This is a genomic window from Klebsiella sp. A-Nf5 (assembly GCF_002810545.1).
Taxonomy (GTDB): Bacteria; Pseudomonadota; Gammaproteobacteria; order Enterobacterales; family Enterobacteriaceae; genus Klebsiella; species Klebsiella variicola.
The window spans coordinates 35,282-56,144 of sequence record NZ_PIOG01000106.1; the positions used below are offsets into that span (position 1 = coordinate 35,282).

At 61.0% G+C, this 20,863-nt stretch carries 14 protein-coding genes; 8 read left to right on the top strand and 6 right to left on the bottom strand.

What is annotated here, in order from left to right:
- Positions 1-258 precede the first annotated feature (258 nt).
- From CWM53_RS10840 to yegS, 8 genes are all read left to right on the top strand, one after another.
- Complete coding sequence (locus CWM53_RS10840) at positions 259-1,497, top strand: MdtA/MuxA family multidrug efflux RND transporter periplasmic adaptor subunit (protein ID WP_100729453.1); 1,239 nt, start codon at positions 259-261, stop codon at positions 1,495-1,497.
- Positions 1,497-4,619 (top strand): MdtB/MuxB family multidrug efflux RND transporter permease subunit, encoded by a 3,123-nt coding sequence (locus CWM53_RS10845; RefSeq protein WP_100729454.1) that lies wholly within the window; start codon positions 1,497-1,499, stop codon positions 4,617-4,619. The genes CWM53_RS10840 and CWM53_RS10845 overlap by 1 nt, the downstream gene beginning before the upstream one ends.
- Positions 4,620-7,697 (top strand): multidrug efflux RND transporter permease subunit MdtC, encoded by a 3,078-nt coding sequence (gene mdtC / locus CWM53_RS10850; protein ID WP_074388076.1) that lies wholly within the window; start codon positions 4,620-4,622, stop codon positions 7,695-7,697.
- 1 nt (position 7,698) lies between these two features.
- Positions 7,699-9,114: an MFS transporter gene (locus CWM53_RS10855; protein WP_074388075.1), complete on the top strand. Its 1,416-nt coding sequence runs from the start codon at positions 7,699-7,701 to the stop codon at positions 9,112-9,114.
- On the top strand, positions 9,111-10,613 hold the full coding sequence (baeS, locus tag CWM53_RS10860; RefSeq protein WP_061153901.1) for a two-component system sensor histidine kinase BaeS: 1,503 nt from the start codon (positions 9,111-9,113) through the stop codon (positions 10,611-10,613). The genes CWM53_RS10855 and baeS overlap by 4 nt, the downstream gene beginning before the upstream one ends.
- Positions 10,610-11,332 carry a two-component system response regulator BaeR gene (baeR, locus tag CWM53_RS10865; protein WP_074388074.1) on the top strand — a complete coding sequence of 241 codons (723 nt, stop codon included), beginning with the start codon at positions 10,610-10,612 and terminating at the stop codon, positions 11,330-11,332. Before baeS ends, baeR begins: the two co-directional genes overlap by 4 nt.
- A 286-nt stretch (positions 11,333-11,618) precedes the next feature.
- Positions 11,619-12,980, top strand: coding sequence for a tRNA 5-hydroxyuridine modification protein YegQ (yegQ, locus tag CWM53_RS10870; protein WP_008804076.1), 1,362 nt, complete (start codon positions 11,619-11,621; stop codon positions 12,978-12,980).
- Between the two features lie 242 nt (positions 12,981-13,222).
- Positions 13,223-14,119, top strand: coding sequence for a lipid kinase YegS (yegS, locus tag CWM53_RS10875; RefSeq protein ID WP_165784240.1), 897 nt, complete (start codon positions 13,223-13,225; stop codon positions 14,117-14,119).
- A gap of 239 nt (positions 14,120-14,358) precedes the next feature.
- On the opposite strand, the gene CWM53_RS10880 is transcribed toward yegS, so the two are convergent.
- From CWM53_RS10880 to CWM53_RS10905, 6 genes are all read right to left on the bottom strand, one after another.
- Entirely contained in the window at positions 14,359-15,132 is a 774-nt protein-coding gene (locus CWM53_RS10880; protein WP_044649923.1) for an ABC transporter ATP-binding protein, read from the bottom strand.
- Positions 15,133-15,142: 10 nt separating this feature from the next.
- Positions 15,143-16,006, bottom strand: coding sequence for an ABC transporter ATP-binding protein (locus CWM53_RS10885; protein ID WP_100698113.1), 864 nt, complete (start codon positions 16,004-16,006; stop codon positions 15,143-15,145).
- Positions 15,978-16,883 (bottom strand): ABC transporter permease, encoded by a 906-nt coding sequence (locus CWM53_RS10890; protein WP_100729455.1) that lies wholly within the window; start codon positions 16,881-16,883, stop codon positions 15,978-15,980. The genes CWM53_RS10885 and CWM53_RS10890 overlap by 29 nt, the downstream gene beginning before the upstream one ends.
- Positions 16,880-17,917: an ABC transporter permease gene (locus CWM53_RS10895; protein WP_004149062.1), complete on the bottom strand. Its 1,038-nt coding sequence runs from the start codon at positions 17,915-17,917 to the stop codon at positions 16,880-16,882. Before CWM53_RS10895 ends, CWM53_RS10890 begins: the two co-directional genes overlap by 4 nt.
- A complete protein-coding gene (locus CWM53_RS10900; RefSeq protein WP_100729456.1) occupies positions 17,914-19,536 on the bottom strand; it encodes an ABC transporter substrate-binding protein in 1,623 nt (540 codons plus the stop codon). Before CWM53_RS10900 ends, CWM53_RS10895 begins: the two co-directional genes overlap by 4 nt.
- Positions 19,537-19,655: 119 nt before the next feature.
- The gene (locus CWM53_RS10905) at positions 19,656-20,810 is read right to left on the bottom strand and encodes a mandelate racemase family protein (protein WP_074388072.1); all 1,155 of its coding nucleotides are present in this window, start codon (positions 20,808-20,810) and stop codon (positions 19,656-19,658) included.
- Positions 20,811-20,863: the final 53 nt, after the last annotated feature.

The window sequence follows — 20,863 nt, forward strand, 5'->3', positions numbered from 1 at the left end:
ATATGTTATTATTATGAAAATGCACTGATTTATTCACCGCATAAATCTAATTAAAGCCCTCCCGGATACAACTATTTTTTACTTTTTTAAACTAAAAGTTGATATCACCCCGGAAATCTACAACGAGACCGCCCGGCGTCGCGGCGGTTATCCAGACATTTCTCAACCTTCTTTTCATAATTCCTCCATTTTTACGGCCCCTTCCCTCACTAAACTAGTATCATTCAGCGAAACGCTTCAGGATGAGACCGTAAACTAATGAAAGGCAGTAACATACGTCGTTGGGGCGCCGCGCTGGCGGTAGTGATTATCGCCGGAGCCGCCTACTGGTTCTGGCACGATCGTGGCACGAGCGGCAGCAGCGCTCCCGCAGCGGGACAAGGCCCGCAGGGGCCGGGCGGCGCGCGCCATGGCCGTTTCGGCGGCGCGCTGGCGCCGGTGCAGGCGGCGACCGCGACCGAACAAGCGGTGCCACGCTATCTCACCGGGCTGGGTACCGTGACGGCGGCCAATACCGTGACCGTGCGCAGCCGGGTCGACGGCCAGCTGCTGAGCCTTCACTTCCAGGAGGGACAGCAGGTCAAAGCCGGCGACCTGCTGGCGCAGATCGACCCCAGCCAGTTTAAAGTCGCCCTCGCCCAGGCGCAGGGTCAGCTGGCGAAAGATAACGCCACCCTGGCGAACGCCCGCCGCGATCTCGCCCGTTACCAGCAGCTGGTGAAAACCAACCTCGTCTCCCGCCAGGAGCTCGACACCCAGCAGTCGCTGGTGGTGGAATCCGCTGGCACCGTAAAGGCCGATGAAGCCGCCGTCGCCAGCGCCCAGCTGCAGCTCGACTGGACCCGCATCACCGCGCCGATTGATGGCCGCGTCGGCTTAAAGCAGGTGGATATTGGCAACCAGATCTCCAGCGGAGATACCACCGGGATTGTGGTTCTCACCCAGACGCACCCGATCGATGTGGTCTTCACCCTGCCGGAAAACAGCATCGCCACGGTGGTGCAGGCGCAGAAAGCGGGCAAAGCGCTCAGCGTCGAAGCCTGGGATCGCACCAATAAGCAGAAAATCAGCGTCGGCGAGCTGCTGAGTCTCGACAACCAGATCGATGCCACCACCGGGACCATTAAGCTGAAGGCGCGCTTCAGCAATCTGGATGACGCGCTGTTCCCCAACCAGTTCGTTAACGCCCGCCTGCTGGTGGATACCGAAGAGAACGCGGTGGTGATCCCCGCCGCCGCCCTGCAGATGGGCAACGAAGGGCATTTTGTGTGGGTGCTGAACGACGAGAACAAGGTCAGCAAACACAGCGTGACGCCCGGCATCCAGGACAGCCAGAAAGTGGTCATCAGCGCCGGGCTTTCCGACGGGGATCGCGTAGTCACCGACGGGATTGACCGTCTGACCGAGGGGGCGAAGGTGGAAGTTGTCACCGCCAGCGGCAGCGAGCAGGCGCAGCCCGCTCCGCGCCAGAGCGGTAAACACGGAGCGCGTTCCTGATGCAGGTGTTACCCCCAGGCCGCACCGGCGGCCCGTCCCGGCTGTTTATTATGCGTCCGGTCGCCACCACTTTGCTGATGGTGGCGATCCTGTTAGCCGGGATCATCGGCTACCGCTTCCTGCCGGTCTCCGCTCTGCCGGAAGTCGATTACCCGACCATTCAGGTGGTTACCCTCTATCCGGGCGCCAGCCCGGATGTGGTGACCTCCGCTATCACCGCCCCGCTGGAGCGCCAGTTCGGCCAGATGTCCGGCCTTAAGCAGATGTCGTCGCAAAGCTCTGGCGGCGCCTCGGTAGTCACGCTGCAGTTCCAGCTGACCCTGCCGCTGGACGTCGCCGAGCAGGAAGTGCAGGCGGCCATTAACGCCGCCACCAACCTGCTGCCGAGCGATCTGCCCAACCCGCCGGTGTACAGCAAGGTGAACCCGGCGGATCCGCCGATCATGACCCTCGCCGTCACCTCCTCCGCGATCCCGATGACCCAGGTAGAGGACATGGTGGAGACGCGGGTGGCGCAGAAGATCTCCCAGGTTTCCGGCGTCGGTCTGGTGACCCTCGCCGGCGGTCAGCGCCCGGCGGTGCGGGTGAAGCTTAACGCCCAGGCCATCGCCGCCCTCGGCCTGACCAGCGAAACCGTGCGTACCGCTATCACCAGCGCCAACGTTAACTCGGCGAAAGGCAGCCTCGACGGCCCGGCCCGCGCGGTGACGCTTTCCGCTAACGATCAGATGCAGTCCGCTGAGGATTATCGCCGGCTGATTATCGCTTATCAGAACGGGGCGCCGATCCGTCTCGGCGATGTCGCCAGCGTCGAACAAGGCGCCGAGAACAGCTGGCTCGGGGCGTGGGCCAACCAGCAGCGGGCCATCGTGATGAACGTCCAGCGTCAGCCGGGGGCCAACATCATCGACACCGCCGACAGCATTCGCCAGATGCTGCCGCAGCTCACCGAGAGCCTGCCGAAATCGGTGAAGGTGCAGGTCCTCTCCGACCGGACCACCAACATTCGCGCCTCGGTGCGCGACACCCAGTTTGAGCTGATGCTGGCCATCGCCCTGGTGGTGATGATCATCTACCTGTTCCTGCGCAACGTCCCGGCGACCATTATTCCCGGCGTCGCGGTGCCGCTGTCGCTGGTGGGCACCTTCGCGGTGATGGTGTTCCTCGACTTCTCGATCAATAACCTGACGCTGATGGCCCTGACCATCGCCACCGGCTTTGTGGTGGATGACGCCATCGTGGTGATCGAAAACATCTCGCGCTATATCGAAAAAGGCGAGAAGCCGCTGGCCGCCGCGCTGAAAGGTGCCGGGGAAATTGGCTTCACCATTATCTCCCTCACCTTCTCGCTGATCGCGGTGCTGATCCCGCTGCTGTTTATGGGCGATATCGTCGGCCGTCTGTTCCGCGAATTCGCCGTCACCCTTGCCGTCGCGATTCTTATCTCGGCGGTGGTCTCCCTGACCCTGACACCGATGATGTGCGCCCGCATGTTAAGCCACGAATCGCTGCGCAAGCAGAACCGTTTCTCCCGGGCCAGCGAGCGCTTCTTCGAACGGGTGATCGCCGTCTATGGCCGCGGACTGAGCCGGGTGCTGAACCATCCGTGGCTGACGCTCGGCGTCGCGCTGAGCACCCTGGCGCTGTCGATTATCCTGTGGGTCTTTATCCCGAAAGGCTTCTTCCCGATCCAGGATAACGGCATTATTCAGGGCACCTTACAGGCGCCGCAGTCGGTCTCTTTTGCCAGCATGGCCGAGCGCCAGCAGCAGGTGGCCAGCATTATCCTTAAGGATCCGGCCGTGGAGAGCCTGACCTCGTTCGTCGGCGTCGACGGCACCAACCCGGCGCTAAACAGCGCCCGTCTGCAGATCAACCTCAAGCCGCTGGATGAACGCGATGACCGCGTCCAGACGGTGATAAGCCGCCTGCAGCAGGCGGTGGACGGCGTCCCGGGCGTGGCGCTCTACCTGCAGCCGACCCAGGATCTGACCATCGACACCACGGTGAGCCGCACCCAGTACCAGTTCACCCTGCAGGCGAACTCCCTGGAGGCGCTGAGCACCTGGGTGCCGCCGCTGCTCAGCCGCCTGCAGGCCCAGCCGCAGCTGGCCGACGTCAGCAGCGACTGGCAGGACAAAGGCCTGGCCGCCTATATCAAGGTGGATCGCGACAGCGCCAGCCGTCTCGGCATCTCAATGGCCGATGTCGATAACGCGTTGTACAACGCCTTCGGCCAGCGGCTGATCTCCACCATTTACACCCAGGCGAATCAGTATCGCGTGGTGCTCGAGCAGGATACCGAGGCGACGCCGGGCCTGGCGGCACTGGATAATATCCGCCTGACCAGCAGCGACGGCGGCATCGTGCCGCTGACCGCCATCGCCACGGTGGAGCAGCGCTTTACCCCGCTGTCGGTGAACCACCTCGATCAGTTCCCGGTGACCACCATCTCGTTTAACGTCCCGGACAACTATTCGCTGGGCGAAGCGGTGGACGCGATCCTCGCCGCCGAACAGTCGCTGGATTTCCCGACCGATATCCGCACCCAGTTCCAGGGCAGCTCGCTGGCCTTCCAGTCGGCGCTCGGCAGCACCGTCTGGCTGGTGGTCGCCGCAGTGGTGGCGATGTATATCGTGCTGGGGGTGCTGTATGAGAGCTTCATCCATCCGATCACGATCCTCTCCACCCTGCCCACCGCCGGGGTCGGGGCGCTACTGGCGCTGTGGCTGGCGGGCAGCGAGCTGGATGTGATCGCCATCATCGGCATCATTCTGCTGATCGGCATCGTGAAGAAGAACGCCATCATGATGATCGACTTCGCGCTGGCCGCCGAACGCGAGCAGGGCATGCCGCCGCGGGAAGCGATCTACCAGGCCTGTCTGCTGCGTTTTCGGCCGATCCTGATGACGACCCTCGCCGCCCTGCTCGGCGCCCTGCCGCTGATGCTGAGCACCGGCGTCGGCGCGGAGCTGCGGCGTCCGCTGGGGATCGGCATGGTCGGCGGTCTGATGCTCAGCCAGGTGCTGACCCTGTTCACCACCCCGGTGATCTATCTGTTGTTCGACCGCCTGTCGCTGCACCTGAAGCGCCGCTTCCCGCGTCAGGAAGAGGAGGCGTAAGTGAAGTTTTTCGCCCTCTTCATTTACCGCCCGGTGGCGACGATCCTCATCTCGCTGGCCATCACCCTGTGCGGCATTCTCGGCTTCCGGCTGCTGCCGGTAGCCCCGCTGCCGCAGGTGGACTTCCCGGTGATCATGGTTAGCGCCTCGCTGCCGGGAGCCTCCCCGGAGACCATGGCCTCATCGGTGGCCACCCCGCTGGAACGCTCCCTGGGACGGATTGCCGGGGTCAATGAGATGACCTCCTCCAGTTCGCTGGGCAGTACGCGCATCATTCTTGAGTTTAACTTCGACCGCGATATCAACGGCGCGGCGCGCGACGTTCAGGCGGCGATCAACGCCGCGCAAAGCCTGCTGCCGAGCGGGATGCCCAGCCGGCCGACCTACCGCAAAGCCAACCCGTCCGATGCGCCAATCATGATCCTGACGCTGACTTCGGACACCTACTCCCAGGGTGAGCTGTATGATTTCGCCTCCACCCAGCTGGCGCAGACCATCGCGCAGATCGACGGCGTGGGTGATGTCGACGTCGGCGGCAGCTCCCTGCCGGCGGTGCGCGTCGACCTCAACCCGCAGGCGCTGTTCAACCAGGGCGTGTCGCTGGACGCGGTGCGCACCGCCATCAGCGACGCCAACGTGCGCAAACCGCAGGGGGCGCTGGAGGACAGCGCGCACCGCTGGCAGGTGCAGACCAACGATGAGCTGAAGACCGCCGCCGACTATCAGCCGCTGATCGTCCACTACCAGAATGGCGCCGCGGTGCGGCTGGGGGATGTCGCCAGCGTCTCGGATTCGGTGCAGGACGTACGCAACGCCGGGATGACCAACGCCAAACCGGCGATCCTGCTGATGATCCGCAAACTGCCGGAAGCCAATATTATCCAGACAGTGGACAGCATCCGCGCCCGCCTGCCGGAGCTGCAGCAGACCATTCCGGCGGCTATCGACCTGCAGATCGCCCAGGACCGCTCGCCGACCATCCGCGCCTCGCTGGAGGAGGTGGAGCAGACGCTGGTGATATCGGTGGCGCTGGTGATCCTCGTGGTGTTCCTGTTCCTGCGCTCGGGGCGCGCCACGCTGATCCCGGCCGTCGCCGTCCCGGTTTCCTTAATCGGTACCTTCGCCGCGATGTATTTGTGCGGCTTCAGCCTCAATAACCTGTCGCTGATGGCCCTGACCATCGCCACCGGCTTCGTGGTGGATGACGCTATCGTGGTGCTGGAGAATATCTCCCGCCATCTGGAAGCGGGGATGAAACCCCTGCAGGCGGCGCTGCAGGGGAGCCGCGAGGTCGGCTTTACCGTGCTGTCGATGAGCCTGTCGCTGGTGGCGGTGTTTCTGCCGCTGCTGCTGATGGGCGGCCTGCCCGGCCGTTTGCTGCGCGAGTTCGCCGTCACCCTGTCGGTGGCGATCGGCATCTCGCTTGCGGTCTCCCTCACCCTGACGCCGATGATGTGCGGCTGGCTGCTGAAAAGCGGTAAGCCCCACCAGCCGACGCGCAACCGCGGCTTTGGCCGCCTGCTGGTGGCCGTGCAGGGCGGATATGGTAAATCGTTAAAATGGGTGCTGAAGCATAGCCGGCTGACCGGGCTGGTGGTGCTGGGCACCATCGCCCTCAGCGTCTGGCTCTACATTTCGATCCCGAAAACCTTCTTCCCGGAGCAGGACACCGGGGTGCTGATGGGCGGCATTCAGGCCGACCAGAGCATCTCCTTCCAGGCGATGCGCGGCAAGCTGCAGGACTTTATGAAGATCATTCGCGAAGATCCGGCGGTGGATAACGTCACCGGCTTTACCGGCGGCTCGCGGGTCAACAGCGGGATGATGTTTATCACCCTCAAGCCACGCGACCAGCGCCACGAGACAGCGCAGCAGGTGATCGACCGTCTGCGCAAAAAGCTGGCCAACGAGCCCGGGGCCAACCTGTTCCTGATGGCGGTGCAAGATATTCGCGTCGGCGGCCGGCAGTCGAACGCCAGCTATCAGTACACTCTGCTGTCCGACGACCTGTCGGCGTTGCGCGAGTGGGAGCCGAAGATCCGCAAAGCGCTGGCGGCGCTGCCTGAGCTGGCGGACGTCAACTCGGATCAGCAGGACAATGGCGCCGAAATGGACCTGGTCTATGATCGGGATACGATGTCGCGCCTCGGTATCAGCGTCCAGGACGCCAACAACCTGCTGAACAACGCCTTCGGCCAGCGGCAGATCTCCACCATCTACCAGCCGCTCAACCAGTACAAGGTGGTGATGGAGGTGGATCCGGTCTACACCCAGGACGTCAGCGCCCTCGACAAGATGTTTGTTATCAACAGCGAGGGCAAGCCGATCCCGCTGGCCTATTTCGCCAAATGGCAGCCGGCCAACGCCCCGCTGTCGGTGAACCATCAAGGGCTGTCGGCGGCGTCCACTATCTCCTTTAACCTGCCCACCGGCCGCTCGCTGTCGGAAGCCAGCGACGCCATTAACCGCACGATGACCCAGCTCGGCGTGCCGTCGAGCGTGCGCGGCTCCTTTGCCGGTACCGCCCAGGTATTCCAGCAGACCATGAACGCGCAGGTGATCCTGATCCTCGCGGCTATCGCCACAGTCTATATCGTGCTGGGGATGCTCTACGAGAGCTATGTGCATCCGTTGACCATCCTCTCGACGCTGCCCTCCGCCGGAGTGGGCGCCCTGCTGGCGCTGGAGATATTCGATGCCCCGTTCAGCCTAATCGCCCTTATCGGGATCATGTTATTAATTGGCATCGTGAAGAAAAACGCCATCATGATGGTTGATTTTGCCCTTGAGGCGCAGCGTAACGGCAATCTGGCGCCGGAAGAGGCGATTTTCCAGGCCTGCCTGCTGCGTTTCCGGCCGATTATGATGACCACTCTGGCGGCGCTGTTCGGCGCCCTGCCGCTGGTACTCTCCGGGGGCGATGGCTCTGAGCTGCGCCAGCCGCTGGGGATCACCATCGTCGGCGGTCTGGTGATGAGCCAGCTGTTAACGCTCTACACCACGCCGGTGGTCTATCTTTTCTTTGACCGTTTGCGGCTGCGTTTTTCGCGTCACTCCTCTCAACCGGTAAGCGAATAACATGACAGACCTCCCGGCCAGCGTGCGCTGGCAGCTATGGATAGTGGCGTTCGGCTTCTTTATGCAGTCGCTGGACACCACCATCGTTAACACCGCCCTCCCCTCGATGGCCAAAAGCCTCGGGGAGAGCCCGCTGCATATGCATATGATCATCGTCTCCTATGTCCTGACGGTGGCGGTCATGCTGCCGGCCAGCGGCTGGCTGGCCGATCGGGTTGGGGTGCGCAATATCTTCTTCACCGCCATCGTGCTGTTTACCGCCGGATCGCTGTTTTGCGCCCAGGCCAGCACTCTTGACCAGCTGGTGATGGCGCGGGTGCTGCAGGGGGTCGGCGGCGCGATGATGGTGCCGGTTGGTCGCCTGACGGTGATGAAGATCGTCCCGCGCGATCAGTACATGGCGGCGATGACCTTCGTGACGCTGCCAGGCCAGGTCGGCCCGCTGCTCGGCCCGGCGCTGGGCGGGGTGCTGGTGGAGTACGCCTCATGGCACTGGATCTTCCTCATCAATATCCCGGTGGGGATCGTCGGCGCCATCGCCACCCTCTGCCTGATGCCCAACTACACCCTGCAGACCCGGCGCTTCGATCTCTCCGGCTTTCTGCTGCTGGCCGCCGGGATGGCGACCCTGACCCTGGCGCTCGACGGTCAGAAAGGACTCGGTATATCGTCACGCTGGCTGGCGGGGCTGGTGGCCATCGGCCTCGCCGCCCTGCTGCTGTACCTGTGGCACGCCCGCGGTAACGCCCGGGCGCTGTTCAGCCTCGACCTGTTTCGTAACCGCACCTTCTCCCTCGGCCTCGGCGGCAGCTTCGCCGGACGCATCGGCAGCGGCATGCTGCCGTTTATGACTCCGGTGTTTCTGCAGATCGGCCTCGGCTTTACCCCCTTCCACGCCGGGCTGATGATGATCCCGATGGTGCTCGGCAGCATGGGCATGAAGCGGATCGTGGTCCAGGTGGTCAACCGCTTTGGCTACCGCCGCGTACTGGTCGTCAGCACCCTGGGCCTGGCCGCCGTCAGTCTGCTGTTTATGTTTAGCGCCCTGGCCGGCTGGTATTACGCGTTGCCGCTGGTCCTGTTTCTGCAGGGGATGATCAACTCCAGTCGATTCTCCTCGATGAATACCCTGACGCTGAAAGATCTCCCGGACGATTTGGCCAGCAGCGGCAACAGTCTGCTGTCGATGGTGATGCAGCTGTCGATGAGTATCGGCGTAACCATCGCCGGGCTGCTGCTGGGGCTGTATGGCCAGCAGCATATGAGCCTCGACGCCGCCAGCACCCATCAGGTCTTTCTCTATACCTATCTGAGCATGGCGACGATCATCGCCCTCCCGGCGCTCATTTTTTCCCGGGTACCGGATGACGTCGGCAGTAATACCGTCATCCGTCGACGCAACAGGAGTGGATCGTGAAATTTTGGCGCCCGGGCATTACCGGTAAGCTGTTCCTCGCTATTTTCGCCACCTGCATCGTGCTGCTGATCAGCATGCACTGGGCGGTACGTATCAGTTTCGAACGTGGGTTTATCGACTACATCAAGCGCGGTAATGAGCAGCGGTTAACCATGCTCGGCGACGCGCTGAGTGAGCAGTATGCCCAGCACGGCAGCTGGGCGTTTCTGCGCAACAACGACCGCTTTATCTTCCAGCTGCTGCGCACCTTCGAACGGGACAACGACGACCGCTCGCCGCCGGGACACGGCATGAAGCCGGGTCCGATGGAGGGTCAGGGGCCAGATGGGCCACCGCCGGATGGGCCGCCCGACGGCCCCAGCGACACCCCGCCGCCGAGGCCGGAAATGCCGCCCCACGGCTGGCGCACCATGTTCTGGGTGGTTGATCAGTCGGGCCGCGTGCTGGTGGGGCCCCGTGAGCGCGTACCGGAGGACGGCACCCAGCGCAGCATTATGGTCAACGGCGTGGAGGTAGGCAAAGTGATCGCCTCGCCGGTAGAGCGGCTGACGCGCAATACCGATATTAACTTCGACCGGCAGCAAAAGCGCACCAGCTGGCTGATTGTCGCCCTTGCCACCCTGCTTGCCGCGCTGGCCACCTTTCCGCTGGCCCGCGGCCTGCTGGCGCCGGTGAAGCGGCTGGTGGAAGGCACCCATAAGCTGGCGGCGGGCGACTTTTCCACCCGCGTGACGGTGACCGGCGGCGACGAGCTCGGCCGCCTGGCGCAGGATTTCAACCAGCTCGCCAGCACCCTGGAGCGCAACCAGCAGATGCGTCGCGACCTGATGGCCGATATCTCCCATGAACTGCGCACCCCGCTGGCAGTGCTGCGCGGCGAGCTGGAAGCGATTCAGGACGGGGTCCGGCGCTTCACCCCCGAGTCCATCCCCTCCCTGCAGGCCGAGGTGGCTACCCTCACCAAGCTGGTGGACGACCTCCATCAGCTGTCGATGTCCGATGAGGGGGCGCTGGCCTACCAGAAAACGTCGCTGGATATCATCACCCTGCTGGAGGTGGCCGCGGGCGCTTTTCGCGAGCGCTTCGCCAGCCGGCAGCTGAGTATTCAGGTGTCGTTCCCGGAGCAGGCGATGATCTTCGGCGACCGCGACCGCCTGATGCAGCTCTTCAACAATCTGCTGGAGAACAGCCTGCGCTATACCGACAGCGGCGGCAGCCTGCTGATCACCGCCAGCCGCAGCGGCCGGATGCTGGTGATCGACTTTGCCGACAGCGCCCCCGGGGTCAGCGATGAGCAGCTGGCCCGCCTGTGCGAGCGCTTTTACCGGGCGGAAGGATCGCGCAACCGCGCCAGCGGCGGCTCCGGCCTCGGGCTGGCGATTTGCCTCAATATTGTCGCGGCCCACGGCGGCACCCTGCGTGCCGACCATTCGCCTTTTGGCGGGGTTAGCATTAAAGTTGAGTTACCTCTGGAACATGATTTACCGAGAGACGTATGACTGAATTGCCTGTAGATGAAAACACCCCACGCATTCTTATCGTGGAAGATGAACCGAAGCTCGGCCAGCTGCTGATTGATTATCTGCAAGCCGCCGGCTATGCGCCTACGCTGATTAACCACGGCGACAAGGTCCTGCCCTACGTTCGGCAGACGCCGCCGCACCTGATCCTGCTGGACCTGATGCTGCCCGGTACCGACGGTCTGACGCTGTGCCGGGAAATTCGCCGCTTCTCCGACGTTCCGGTGGTGATGGTGACGGCGAAAATCGAAGAGATCGACCGACTGCTGGGGCTGGAGATTGGCGCCGACGACTATATCTGCAAGCCCTACAGCCCGCGGGAAGTGGTCGCCCGGGTGAAAACCATTCTCCGCCGCTGCAAGCCGCAGCGCGATCTGCAGGCGCTGGACGCCCAGAGCCCGCTGATTGTCGACGAAAGCCGTTTTCAGGCCTCCTGGCGCGACAAGCTGCTGGACCTCACTCCCGCCGAGTTCCGGCTGCTGAAAACCCTCTCCCAGGAGCCGGGCAAGGTCTTCTCCCGCGAACAGTTGCTCAACCATCTGTATGACGATTATCGGGTAGTGACCGACCGCACCATCGACAGCCACATCAAAAACCTGCGGCGCAAGCTGGAGGCGCTGGACGCCGAGCAGTCGTTTATTCGCGCCGTTTACGGCGTTGGCTATCGCTGGGAGGCCGACGCCTGCCGGCTGGCGTAGTTAGCCTTTTCCCGGCTCGCGCTGCGCTTAGCCGGGCTACACGTTCACCGCCGTCTGCAACCCGGGGAATTCCATAGAGCCTATCCCACCATGCGTTATTAGTGCTGTCAGTGTGAGCACTGCCCAGGTTCAAAATGGCAGACAAATTAGCCATGCTGAAAGATACCCATCTGATATTTACTCCCCTTCGCCGCGGCGCTACAATGCCCGCCCTTAATGTGGGGACACTCCCCAACTCGCCGCACCAGGTGCGGCGAATCTGACCTGTCATCAGAACGAGAACACCATGTTTAAACCAGAACTCCTCTCCCCGGCGGGAACGCTGAAGAATATGCGTTACGCTTTCGCCTATGGCGCCGATGCCGTTTATGCCGGCCAGCCGCGCTACTCGCTGCGCGTGCGTAACAACGAATTCAATCACGAAAATCTGCAGCTCGGCATCAATGAAGCCCACGCGCTGGGTAAAAAATTCTATGTGGTGGTCAACATCGCCCCGCATAACGCCAAGCTGAAAACGTTTATTCGCGATCTGAAGCCGGTGGTGGAGATGGGGCCGGACGCGCTGATCATGTCCGATCCGGGTTTAATCATGCTGGTGCGGGAACACTTCCCGGAGATGCCGATCCATCTTTCAGTGCAGGCCAACGCTGTCAACTGGGCGACGGTCAAATTCTGGCAGCAGATGGGGCTGACCCGGGTGATCCTGTCGCGTGAACTGTCGCTGGATGAAATCGAAGAGATTCGCCGCCAGGTGCCGGAGATGGAGATTGAGATTTTCGTCCACGGCGCGCTGTGCATGGCTTACTCCGGCCGCTGCCTGCTCTCCGGGTATATCAACAAGCGCGACCCGAACCAGGGGACCTGCACCAACGCCTGCCGCTGGGAATACAACGTGGCGGAAGGCAAAGAGGACGACGTCGGCAACATCGTCCACAAATATGAGCCGATCCCGGTGCAGACCGTGGAGCCCACCCTCGGCATTGGCGCGCCGACCGATAAAGTCTTTATGATTGAGGAAGCTAAACGTCCAGGCGAGTACATGACCGCCTTTGAGGACGAACACGGCACCTACATCATGAACTCGAAAGATCTGCGGGCTATCGCCCACGTTGAGCGTCTGACCCAGATGGGCGTTCACTCGCTGAAGATCGAGGGCCGCACCAAATCCTTCTACTATTGCGCGCGCACCGCTCAGGTTTACCGCAAGGCGATCGACGATGCCGCCGCCGGCAAACCGTTTGATACCAGCCTGCTGGAGACCCTGGAAGGACTGGCCCACCGCGGGTATACCGAAGGCTTCCTGCGCCGCCATACCCATGACGATTACCAGAACTATGAGTACGGCTACTCCCTCTCCGAGCGCCAGCAGTTTGTCGGCGAATTCACCGGGGAGCGTAACGGCCCGCTGGCGGCCGTGGCGGTCAAAAATAAGTTCAGCGTCGGCGACAGCCTCGAGCTGATGACCCCGCAGGGTAACGTCAACTTCACCCTCGAGCATATGGAAAATGGCAAAGGTGAAGCCATGCCGGTGGCCCCGGGCGATGGTTATACCGTATGGTTGCCTGTGCCGGACGACCTGCCCCTGCAGTATGCGCTGCTGATGCGCAACTTTACTGGTCAGACAACCAGAAATCCGCACGGTAACTAGTTAATTTGCGTTATTTTTTCACGAAGTAAGGATATTAGAATCGGATCACATACCGTTTCGATCGAAACAGGTATCATCCATTTCGCTGAAAAACATAACCCATAAATGCTAGTTGTACCAGGAACCACCTCCTTAGCCTGCGTAATCTCCCTTACGCGGGCTTATTTTTTTGCCTCTCCTCCGGTCTTCGCTTTCGTCATGCGGTACACTTTATGCAACATTGCGCAATAAAGGTTCCCTTGATGATGTCTACGTTTCCTGCCAGCTTACTGATCCTTAACGGCAAAGGTGCCAATGAACCGCAGTTACGTGAGGCGGTTAACCTGTTACGCAACGAAGGGATCGATATTCACGTCCGCGTCACCTGGGAAAAGGGCGATGCCGTGCGGTTTATCGATGAGGCCCTGCAGCTGAACGTTGAAACGGTGATCGCCGGCGGCGGCGACGGCACCATTAATGAAGTGGCGACCGCGCTGGTGGAGCGCGGCAGCAAGATGGCGCTGGGGATTTTACCGCTGGGCACGGCCAACGACTTTGCCACCAGCGTCGGTATTCCGCAGGATCTGGCCAGCGCCCTCAAGCTGGCGATCGTCGGCCGCGATGTGCCGATAGATATCGCCCGGGTGAATGATAAAACCGGCTTTATTAATATGGCGACCGGCGGGTTCGGCACCCGAATCACCACCGAAACGCCGGAAAAACTCAAAGCCGCGCTCGGCGGTGTCTCTTATTTAATCCATGGTCTGATGCGTATGGATACTCTGAAGCCGGACCGCTGCGAGATCCGCGGGGAGAACTTTCACTGGCAGGGCGATGCGCTGGTCATTGGCATCGGCAACGGCCGCCAGGCCGGCGGCGGCCAGCAGTTGTGCCCGGAGGCGTTGATTAACGATGGTCTGCTGCATCTGCGCATTTTCACCGGCGAAGAGCTGATCCCTGCCCTGTTCAGCACCCTGGCGAATCCGGAAAACTCGCCGAATATTGTTGACGGTGTCTCCTCATGGTTTGAGATCACCGCCCCCCATGAGATGACGTTTAACCTCGACGGCGAGCCGCTCAGCGGCAAAACCTTCCGCATGGAGCTGTTACCGGCGGCTCTGCGCTGCCGGCTGCCGCCCGACTGCCCGCTGCTACGTTGATCAGGCTTCGCAAAGCAAAGACGGCGCCCGGCTGGTATACAGCAGCCGGGTTCGTTGATTGAGCCTCTGAATGTTAAGGTAAAACGGCACCTGCGGCTGCAGGAAAAACCTGGGCAGGATATCGATCCAAACACCGCACTTACATTAATAGACGATACCCACAACTACAAAAACCTATAATATCAAATAGTTATCCATTAAAATGGGCGCATCTGCCGTGAGACAATGCGCCATCAAGCTTAGTACTCCGCCACCTCGCGCGCCATTTCGCGCGTATATTGCCGACTGGCGTTAACCAGCATCTGCGTATAGGCCGTCCGCGCCTCGCCGCTGACCAGCGCATCGACCGTCAGGGTTTCGAGGATCTTCCCGTACTGCATCACCGCCACTTTCTGGCATAAGTGGGCAATAACCCCGAGATCGTGGGTGACCATCAGGTAAGTGAGCTTAGCCTCCCGCTGCAATTCTGCCAGCAGGTTAAGGATCTCAGCCTGCACCGACACATCCAGCGCCGACGTCGGCTCATCCAGCAGCAGCACCTGAGGCTCAAGAATCAGCGCTCTGGCTATCGCCACGCGCTGCCGCTGCCCGCCGGAGAGCTGATGCGGATAGCGCTCGCGAAAGGCGCGGTTGAGGCCAACTTTGTCCAGCAGCGCATTGATTCGCCGGTCGCGGTCGTTGATACGATGGATCTGCAGCGGCTCTTCGAGAATATCGCCAATGGTGTGACGGGGATGCAGCGATCCGTAGGGGTCCTGAAATACCATCTGCACCTGACGGCAGCGCTCGCGGCTAATTTCATGCCCTAAGGGCTGAGCATCGATGGTCAGTTCCCCCTGCCAGTGGGTAAACAGCCCCGCCAGGCACTTGAGCACCGTCGTTTTACCGGAACCGGACTCTCCTACCAGACCGTAGATCTCGCCAGGCTTAACGTGGAAACTGACGTCATACAACACCTGGTTACGCTTCTCCCCCTCGCCAAACGCGAGGTTGAGATGTTGAACTTCAATCATTATCCGCTCCTTAATCCGTTAACCAGCTGGCCTGACGCTGCAGCACCGGCAGTATCGGGCGACGATGCTGCATATCCGGCAGCGAGTTAATCAATCCCTGAGTGTAGGGGTGACGGGCGTTATCGAGATCTTTAGCGGCAATGGACTCCACTACCCGTCCGGCATACATCACCAGTACGCGGTCGCAGAAGCTACGCACCAGGTTGATATCGTGGCTGATAAAAATCAGCCCCAGCCCTCGCGACTGAACCAGGTCGTCCAGCAGGCCCAGCACCTGCAGGCGCACCGACACGTCCAGCGCGGAGGTGGGCTCATCGGCAATGATCAGTTCCGGGTCGGTAATCAGCATCATGGCGATCATGATGCGCTGCCCCTGTCCGCCGGATATTTCATGCGGATAAAGCTGATAAACGCGCTCCGGCTGGCGAATACGCACCACCTCCAGCATCTCCAGCGCCCTGGCTTTCGCCTCATCTTTGCGCCCGGGATGATGAGTAAGCCAGGCCTCGGCGATTTGCTTACCCACGCAGACCACCGGATTAAGCGAATATTTCGGGTCCTGCATAATCATAGAGATACGTTTGCCGCGTACGCCGCGCATCTGCGCTTCGCTAAGATGATGCAGATCGAGGTCGGCAAACTGCATCCGGCTGGCGCTGACGCGGGCCTTTTTCGGATGCAGCTGCAGCAGCGCGCGCCCAACGGTGGACTTACCCGAACCGGACTCGCCGACAATGGCCAGCTTCTCATGCCCCAGTTGGAAGGAGACGCCGCGCACGGCGTGGGTCACCGCGCTACCGTTAACAAAGTCGACGCACAGATCGCGTACGTCGAGCAGCGGTGCATTATTCACTGCGGGGATCGAGGATGTCACGTAGGCCATCTCCTAAGAAGTTGAACGCTAAGCTATTGATCAGAATCGCCAGCCCCGGAATGGTTACGACCCACCAGCACTCCATCATATAAGTGCGCCCGCTGGAGATCATCGCTCCCCACTCCGGCTCTGGCGGCTGCGCGCCGAGGCCGAGAAAGCCGAGGCCGGCCGCGGTCAGAATGATCCCGGCCATATTCATGGTGATACGGATAATGACCGAGGGCAGACACAGCGGCACGATATGGCTCCAGAGGACGCGGGCCGATGAAGCGCCTTGCAGACGCACGGCGGAGATAAAATCGGCCTGGCGCAGAGAGAGCGTTTCGGCGCGCGCCAGACGGGCAATCGGCGGCCAGGCGGTCAGCGTGATGGCGATAACCACGTGCTCCAGCCCCGGTCCTAAAGCGGCGACAAACGCCAGCGCCAGGACCAGACTCGGGAAGGAGATGAAAATATCGGTGACGCGCATCAGCACCATATCGACTTTACCGCCGAAATAGCCGGCACTGACGCCCAGCAGCAGCCCGAGCGGACCGACAGTCACCGAGACCAGCAGCACGATATAGAGCGTGATGCGGGAGCCGTACACCAGGCGACTAAAGATATCCCGGCCAAACTCATCGGTGCCGAACCAGTGCTGTGCATTCGGCGCGACCAGCGCACTGTTCAGGTCCTGTACCAGCGGGTTATAAGGCGCAATCAGCGGCGCGAAAATCGCCACCACCAGCAGCAGAAAGATAATTCCTCCGCCGATGGCCGTGAGCGGATTGCGCGCCATTTTGCCGATAAACCCGACGGCCCGCGCCGCCGCGCGTTGCAGCCGCTGGCGGCCTTCGCCCGCACCGCCCGAAAGCGGCGAATCCAGAGAAACGGTCATGATTTTGTCCTCGGGTCAAAGAATTGATACAGCATGTCGGAGAGCAGGTTGAGCATCACGAAGATCACGCCCACCAGCAGCACGCAGCCCATCACCGCATTCATATCGCCCAGCAGCAGGCTACCGGTAAGGTAGGAGCCGAAACCCGGCCATGAGAAGACGGTTTCAATCAGCACCGCGCCTTCCAGCAGCGCGCCGTAGGCCAGCGCCACTACCGTCAGCAGCTGCACGAGGATGTTACGAAACGCATGGTTCCAGATAACCTGACGCTCGGTCAGCCCTTTCACCCGCGCGGTAATAATGAACTCCTGCGACAGCTGGGCCAGCATAAAGCTGCGGGTCATACGGCTGATATAAGCCAGCGAGTGAAAACCCAGCAGCGAGGCGGGAAGAATCAGATGATTAATGGCGTTCCAGAACACCTGGCCGTTGCCTGCCAGCAGCGCATCAACGGTCATCAGGCCGGTGCGGCGCGGCACCACACCATCCAGCCCGAGATCTACCCTCCCGGCGCCGCCTACCCAGCCAAGCCAGGCATAGAACACCAGCAGTCCCATCATTCCGACCCAGAAGATCGGCGTCGAGTAGCCCGCCAGGCTGATAATGCGTACCACATAATCGGAGACGCTGTTGCGCCGCGCCGCCGCCAACACGCCCAGCGGAATACCAAGACCCGCGCCGACAATAATCGCCATCGTTGCCAGCTCCATGGTGGCCGGGAAGACGCGGATAATATCGTCCACCACCGGTTTCCCGGTCAGCAGCGCGTTGCCCAGATCGCCGTGCAACAGGTTGACAAAATAGATACCAAACTGGGTGGTCAGCGATTTATCAAACCCCAGCTGCTGGTAAACCTGCTGATAGGTACTCTGGTCAGCATCCGGGCCGACAATCGCCAGCACCGGGTCGATGGGCATGACGCGGCCAATGGTAAAGGTCAGTAGCAGCAGGCCGAACAGTGTAATTACCACCTGCAGTAGCCGTTTTGATAAGCGCCGGCCGCGTGAACCGGGCGCAAGGATTGCGGTACTCATCCTTTCTCTCCTTCGCGGACTTTATAGACGTCACGCAGAAAAGTGGTGGCGGAGGGGTGCGGCTGATACTCCCGTACCTCGTTGCGCACGACGACCGAATCAACCATTTGCGAAAGCGGAATTAAAGCCGGAACCAGCTGGTCGTAGCGTGTCTGGATGGCCTGGTAGTCAGCCACCTGTTTTTGCGGATCGCGTTCCAGCAGGGCCTGGTCAATCATCGTATTAAGCTGCGGGTCGTAAAAACCGGTACGCCAGCCCTGGAAGTTGGTCAGGCGCGCCTTATCGCTGTTATCCGGGTTATAGACAAGCGCGCGTAGGCTGGAGTGCGGATGCGGCTCCATCCCGCTGCCGCCGCGACCTACCAGCAGGTCAAATTTACGCTCGCGCATTGCACCGTAGATCTGGTTACCAGTGCCGGTGATGATTTTGGCGTTAATCCCCGCCTGCATCAGCGTCGACTGCACGGCGATAGCAATGTTAAGAAATGGCTGATCGGAGAGGACCCGCAGCGTGGTATCAAAGCCGTTGGGATAACCCGCTTCCGCCAGCAGCTTTTTCGCCCGCGCCACGTCCAGCTTATAGCCAGGGTCAGGCAGCGTAGACGGCATGCCCGCCTTAATCGGCCGCTGGTGCAGCACGCCGTAGCCCGGCATTAGCGCTTTATTGATACCCTGGTAATCAATCAGATAGCGCACCGCTTCGCGCACTTTCGGCTGGGCGAAGTGCGCCTCTTTCATGCTCATCGCCACGTAGTACATGGTGCCGCGCTGCACCGCATCGACGGTCAGCTGCGGGTCGCTGCGCAGGGCGTTAATGTCGGAAACCGCCATGTTGTTGGCAATATCGAGGTCGCCTTTTTCGATCATCAGGCGCAGGGTTTGCGACTCCTGGAAATGGCGCAGCACCACGCGGCTCATTTTCGCCTCGCCGCGCCAGTAGTCAGGATTGCGCTTCATGCGCAGCACCTCTTTTGCCTGCCAGGTTTCCAGCGTAAACGGCCCGGAACCGGCTTCATGGGTGGTTAGCCAGCGGTTGCCCCAATCGTTATCCTGCTGGTGGCTTTGCACCGTTTTACTGTCCAGCACCCCGAGGTTACCCAGCGCCGCCAGCGAGTAAATCACCAGCTGCGGATCGTTATCTTTGGGTAATACGATTTGCACCGTGAAGCGGTCCGGCGCACTGACCTGGCTGTCGATATTTTTCTTACTGAAGCCATAGGATTTCCATACCGAGGCCTGGGCCAGGTTGAGATGCAGGATGCGCCGCATCGACCACACCACATCGGCGGCGGTCAGCGGGTTACCAGAGTGAAACTTCACGTTATCGCGCAGATGGAAGGTCAGGGTTTTACCGTCGGGGCCGATATCCCAGGATTTCGCCAGCGCGGGCCTGACGGTGGTGAGCTGCTCAGGGTCCAGCTCCACCAGCGAGTCGTAGAGGTTGACCACGATCCCCACCACTTCGTTACCGGTCATCGCTGCCGGGTCAAGGGTGAGCAGGTTATTCATATTCATGCCGATAATAAGCTGATCGGGCGGCGTTTTCGCCACCGCCGCCCCGCTTCCCATCGACACGGCGAGCGTGAATAAACACGCTGCCAGTAGGGAGGTTTTTTTCATATCTCTGTTTGCCTGTACTGTAGGGTACATGTTGCCGGATGGCGGCATTTTCGCCTCATCCGGCCTACCGGGCCGCAGACCCGATAAGCGCAGCGCCACCGGGCATTTATTTTTTTGAATCAGTCGTGGCTAACGGTATTGGCTTCGATATACGCAAAATTAATGTCTTCACCGAGGCCTGGACGTTGTGACAAATGCACAAATCCCTGATCATCCATCGGATCGACAATGCTGTTGAGATAAGCCGCTGGTTCATCGTAGTCGAGGAACGGATGCAGCAGGCCACGCTCATACCAACGGCAGTTACGAATCGCGCCGACCACCGCCAGGCTTGCCGCGCCGTTGCCGTGGACTTCGCAATCCATGCCGAAAGATTCCGCCAGCGCCGCGACCTTCATGGTCGGGGCAATACCGCCCACGCCGTTAGCGCCGGCGCGCAGAATGTCGCAGGCTCCGGCTTTCACCCATTCGGCGCGCATGTGGTGCTTGCCGCCGAAGCTCTCCGGCCCGACGATGGGAATCGACAAGTTTTCCGCCAGCCACGCGTAGGAGGACATCGAATCCTCCTCCATCGGCTCTTCAAACCAGGCGAAATTGAGTTTTTCCAGCGCTTTGCCTATCCACAGCGCCTCGGCGCGGCTGTACCAGTGATAGCCATCAATCATCAGGTCAATATCCGGCCCTACCGCTTCGCGCACCGCCGCGCAGGCTTTAATATCCATTTTGGGATTGGGCGCAAAAGAGATTGGCGGCATCCAGGTGTGCAGTTTGATGGCCTTGTAGCCGCGGGCGACCAGCTTTTCGGCAAAGGCGGCATACTCTTCCGGGGTCGACAGGCCGCCCGGTAGATCGTCGCCGCACATGGTGCTACCGTAAGCCGGGACGGTGTCGCGATAGCCGCCAAGCAGCTTGTAGACCGGCATCCTGAGGCTGCGGCCAATCAGGTCCCACAGCGCTTGTTCAACAAACGACAGCGCGCGCTCCGTTAGCTGATGTGCGCTGCCGCGCTGCCAGTGGTTAAGATCCTGCCAGATACGCTCGCGGTTAAACGGGTCCTGTCCCACCAGCACTTTGCGAAAAAAAGTATTCACCACGAACGGGCGCACGACTTCCGGAGGCGCAAACGAAAAACCCTGCGCCCCATCATCAGCGGTGATGGTCAGCATCGCCATTTTGGCCATGCTTTCAGCCCCCGGATGGGAGTGCCCGGCGCTGTCGGAAACCCGACGAGTGGGATACTGGAAAACGGTGACATTTACAGATTCAATTTTCATGCTCAATCCTTATCACGGCCAAATCCGATCGACAGAAGTAAATCGGCAAAGCG

Bases quoted from the DNA above. Each gene is read 5' to 3' on its own strand.
- CWM53_RS10840 (WP_100729453.1), top strand. From the start codon at position 259: ATGAAAGGCAGTAACATACGTCGTTGGGGCGCCGCGCTGGCGGTAGTG.
- CWM53_RS10845 (WP_100729454.1), top strand. From the start codon at position 1,497: ATGCAGGTGTTACCCCCAGGCCGCACCGGCGGCCCGTCCCGGCTGTTT.
- CWM53_RS10855 (WP_074388075.1), top strand. From the start codon at position 7,699: ATGACAGACCTCCCGGCCAGCGTGCGCTGGCAGCTATGGATAGTGGCG.
- baeR (WP_074388074.1), top strand. From the start codon at position 10,610: ATGACTGAATTGCCTGTAGATGAAAACACCCCACGCATTCTTATCGTG.
- yegQ (WP_008804076.1), top strand. From the start codon at position 11,619: ATGTTTAAACCAGAACTCCTCTCCCCGGCGGGAACGCTGAAGAATATG.
- yegS (WP_165784240.1), top strand. From the start codon at position 13,223: ATGATGTCTACGTTTCCTGCCAGCTTACTGATCCTTAACGGCAAAGGT.
- CWM53_RS10880 (WP_044649923.1), bottom strand. From the start codon at position 15,132: ATGATTGAAGTTCAACATCTCAACCTCGCGTTTGGCGAGGGGGAGAAG.
- CWM53_RS10890 (WP_100729455.1), bottom strand. From the start codon at position 16,883: ATGACCGTTTCTCTGGATTCGCCGCTTTCGGGCGGTGCGGGCGAAGGC.
- CWM53_RS10895 (WP_004149062.1), bottom strand. From the start codon at position 17,917: ATGAGTACCGCAATCCTTGCGCCCGGTTCACGCGGCCGGCGCTTATCA.
- CWM53_RS10900 (WP_100729456.1), bottom strand. From the start codon at position 19,536: ATGAAAAAAACCTCCCTACTGGCAGCGTGTTTATTCACGCTCGCCGTG.
- CWM53_RS10905 (WP_074388072.1), bottom strand. From the start codon at position 20,810: ATGAAAATTGAATCTGTAAATGTCACCGTTTTCCAGTATCCCACTCGT.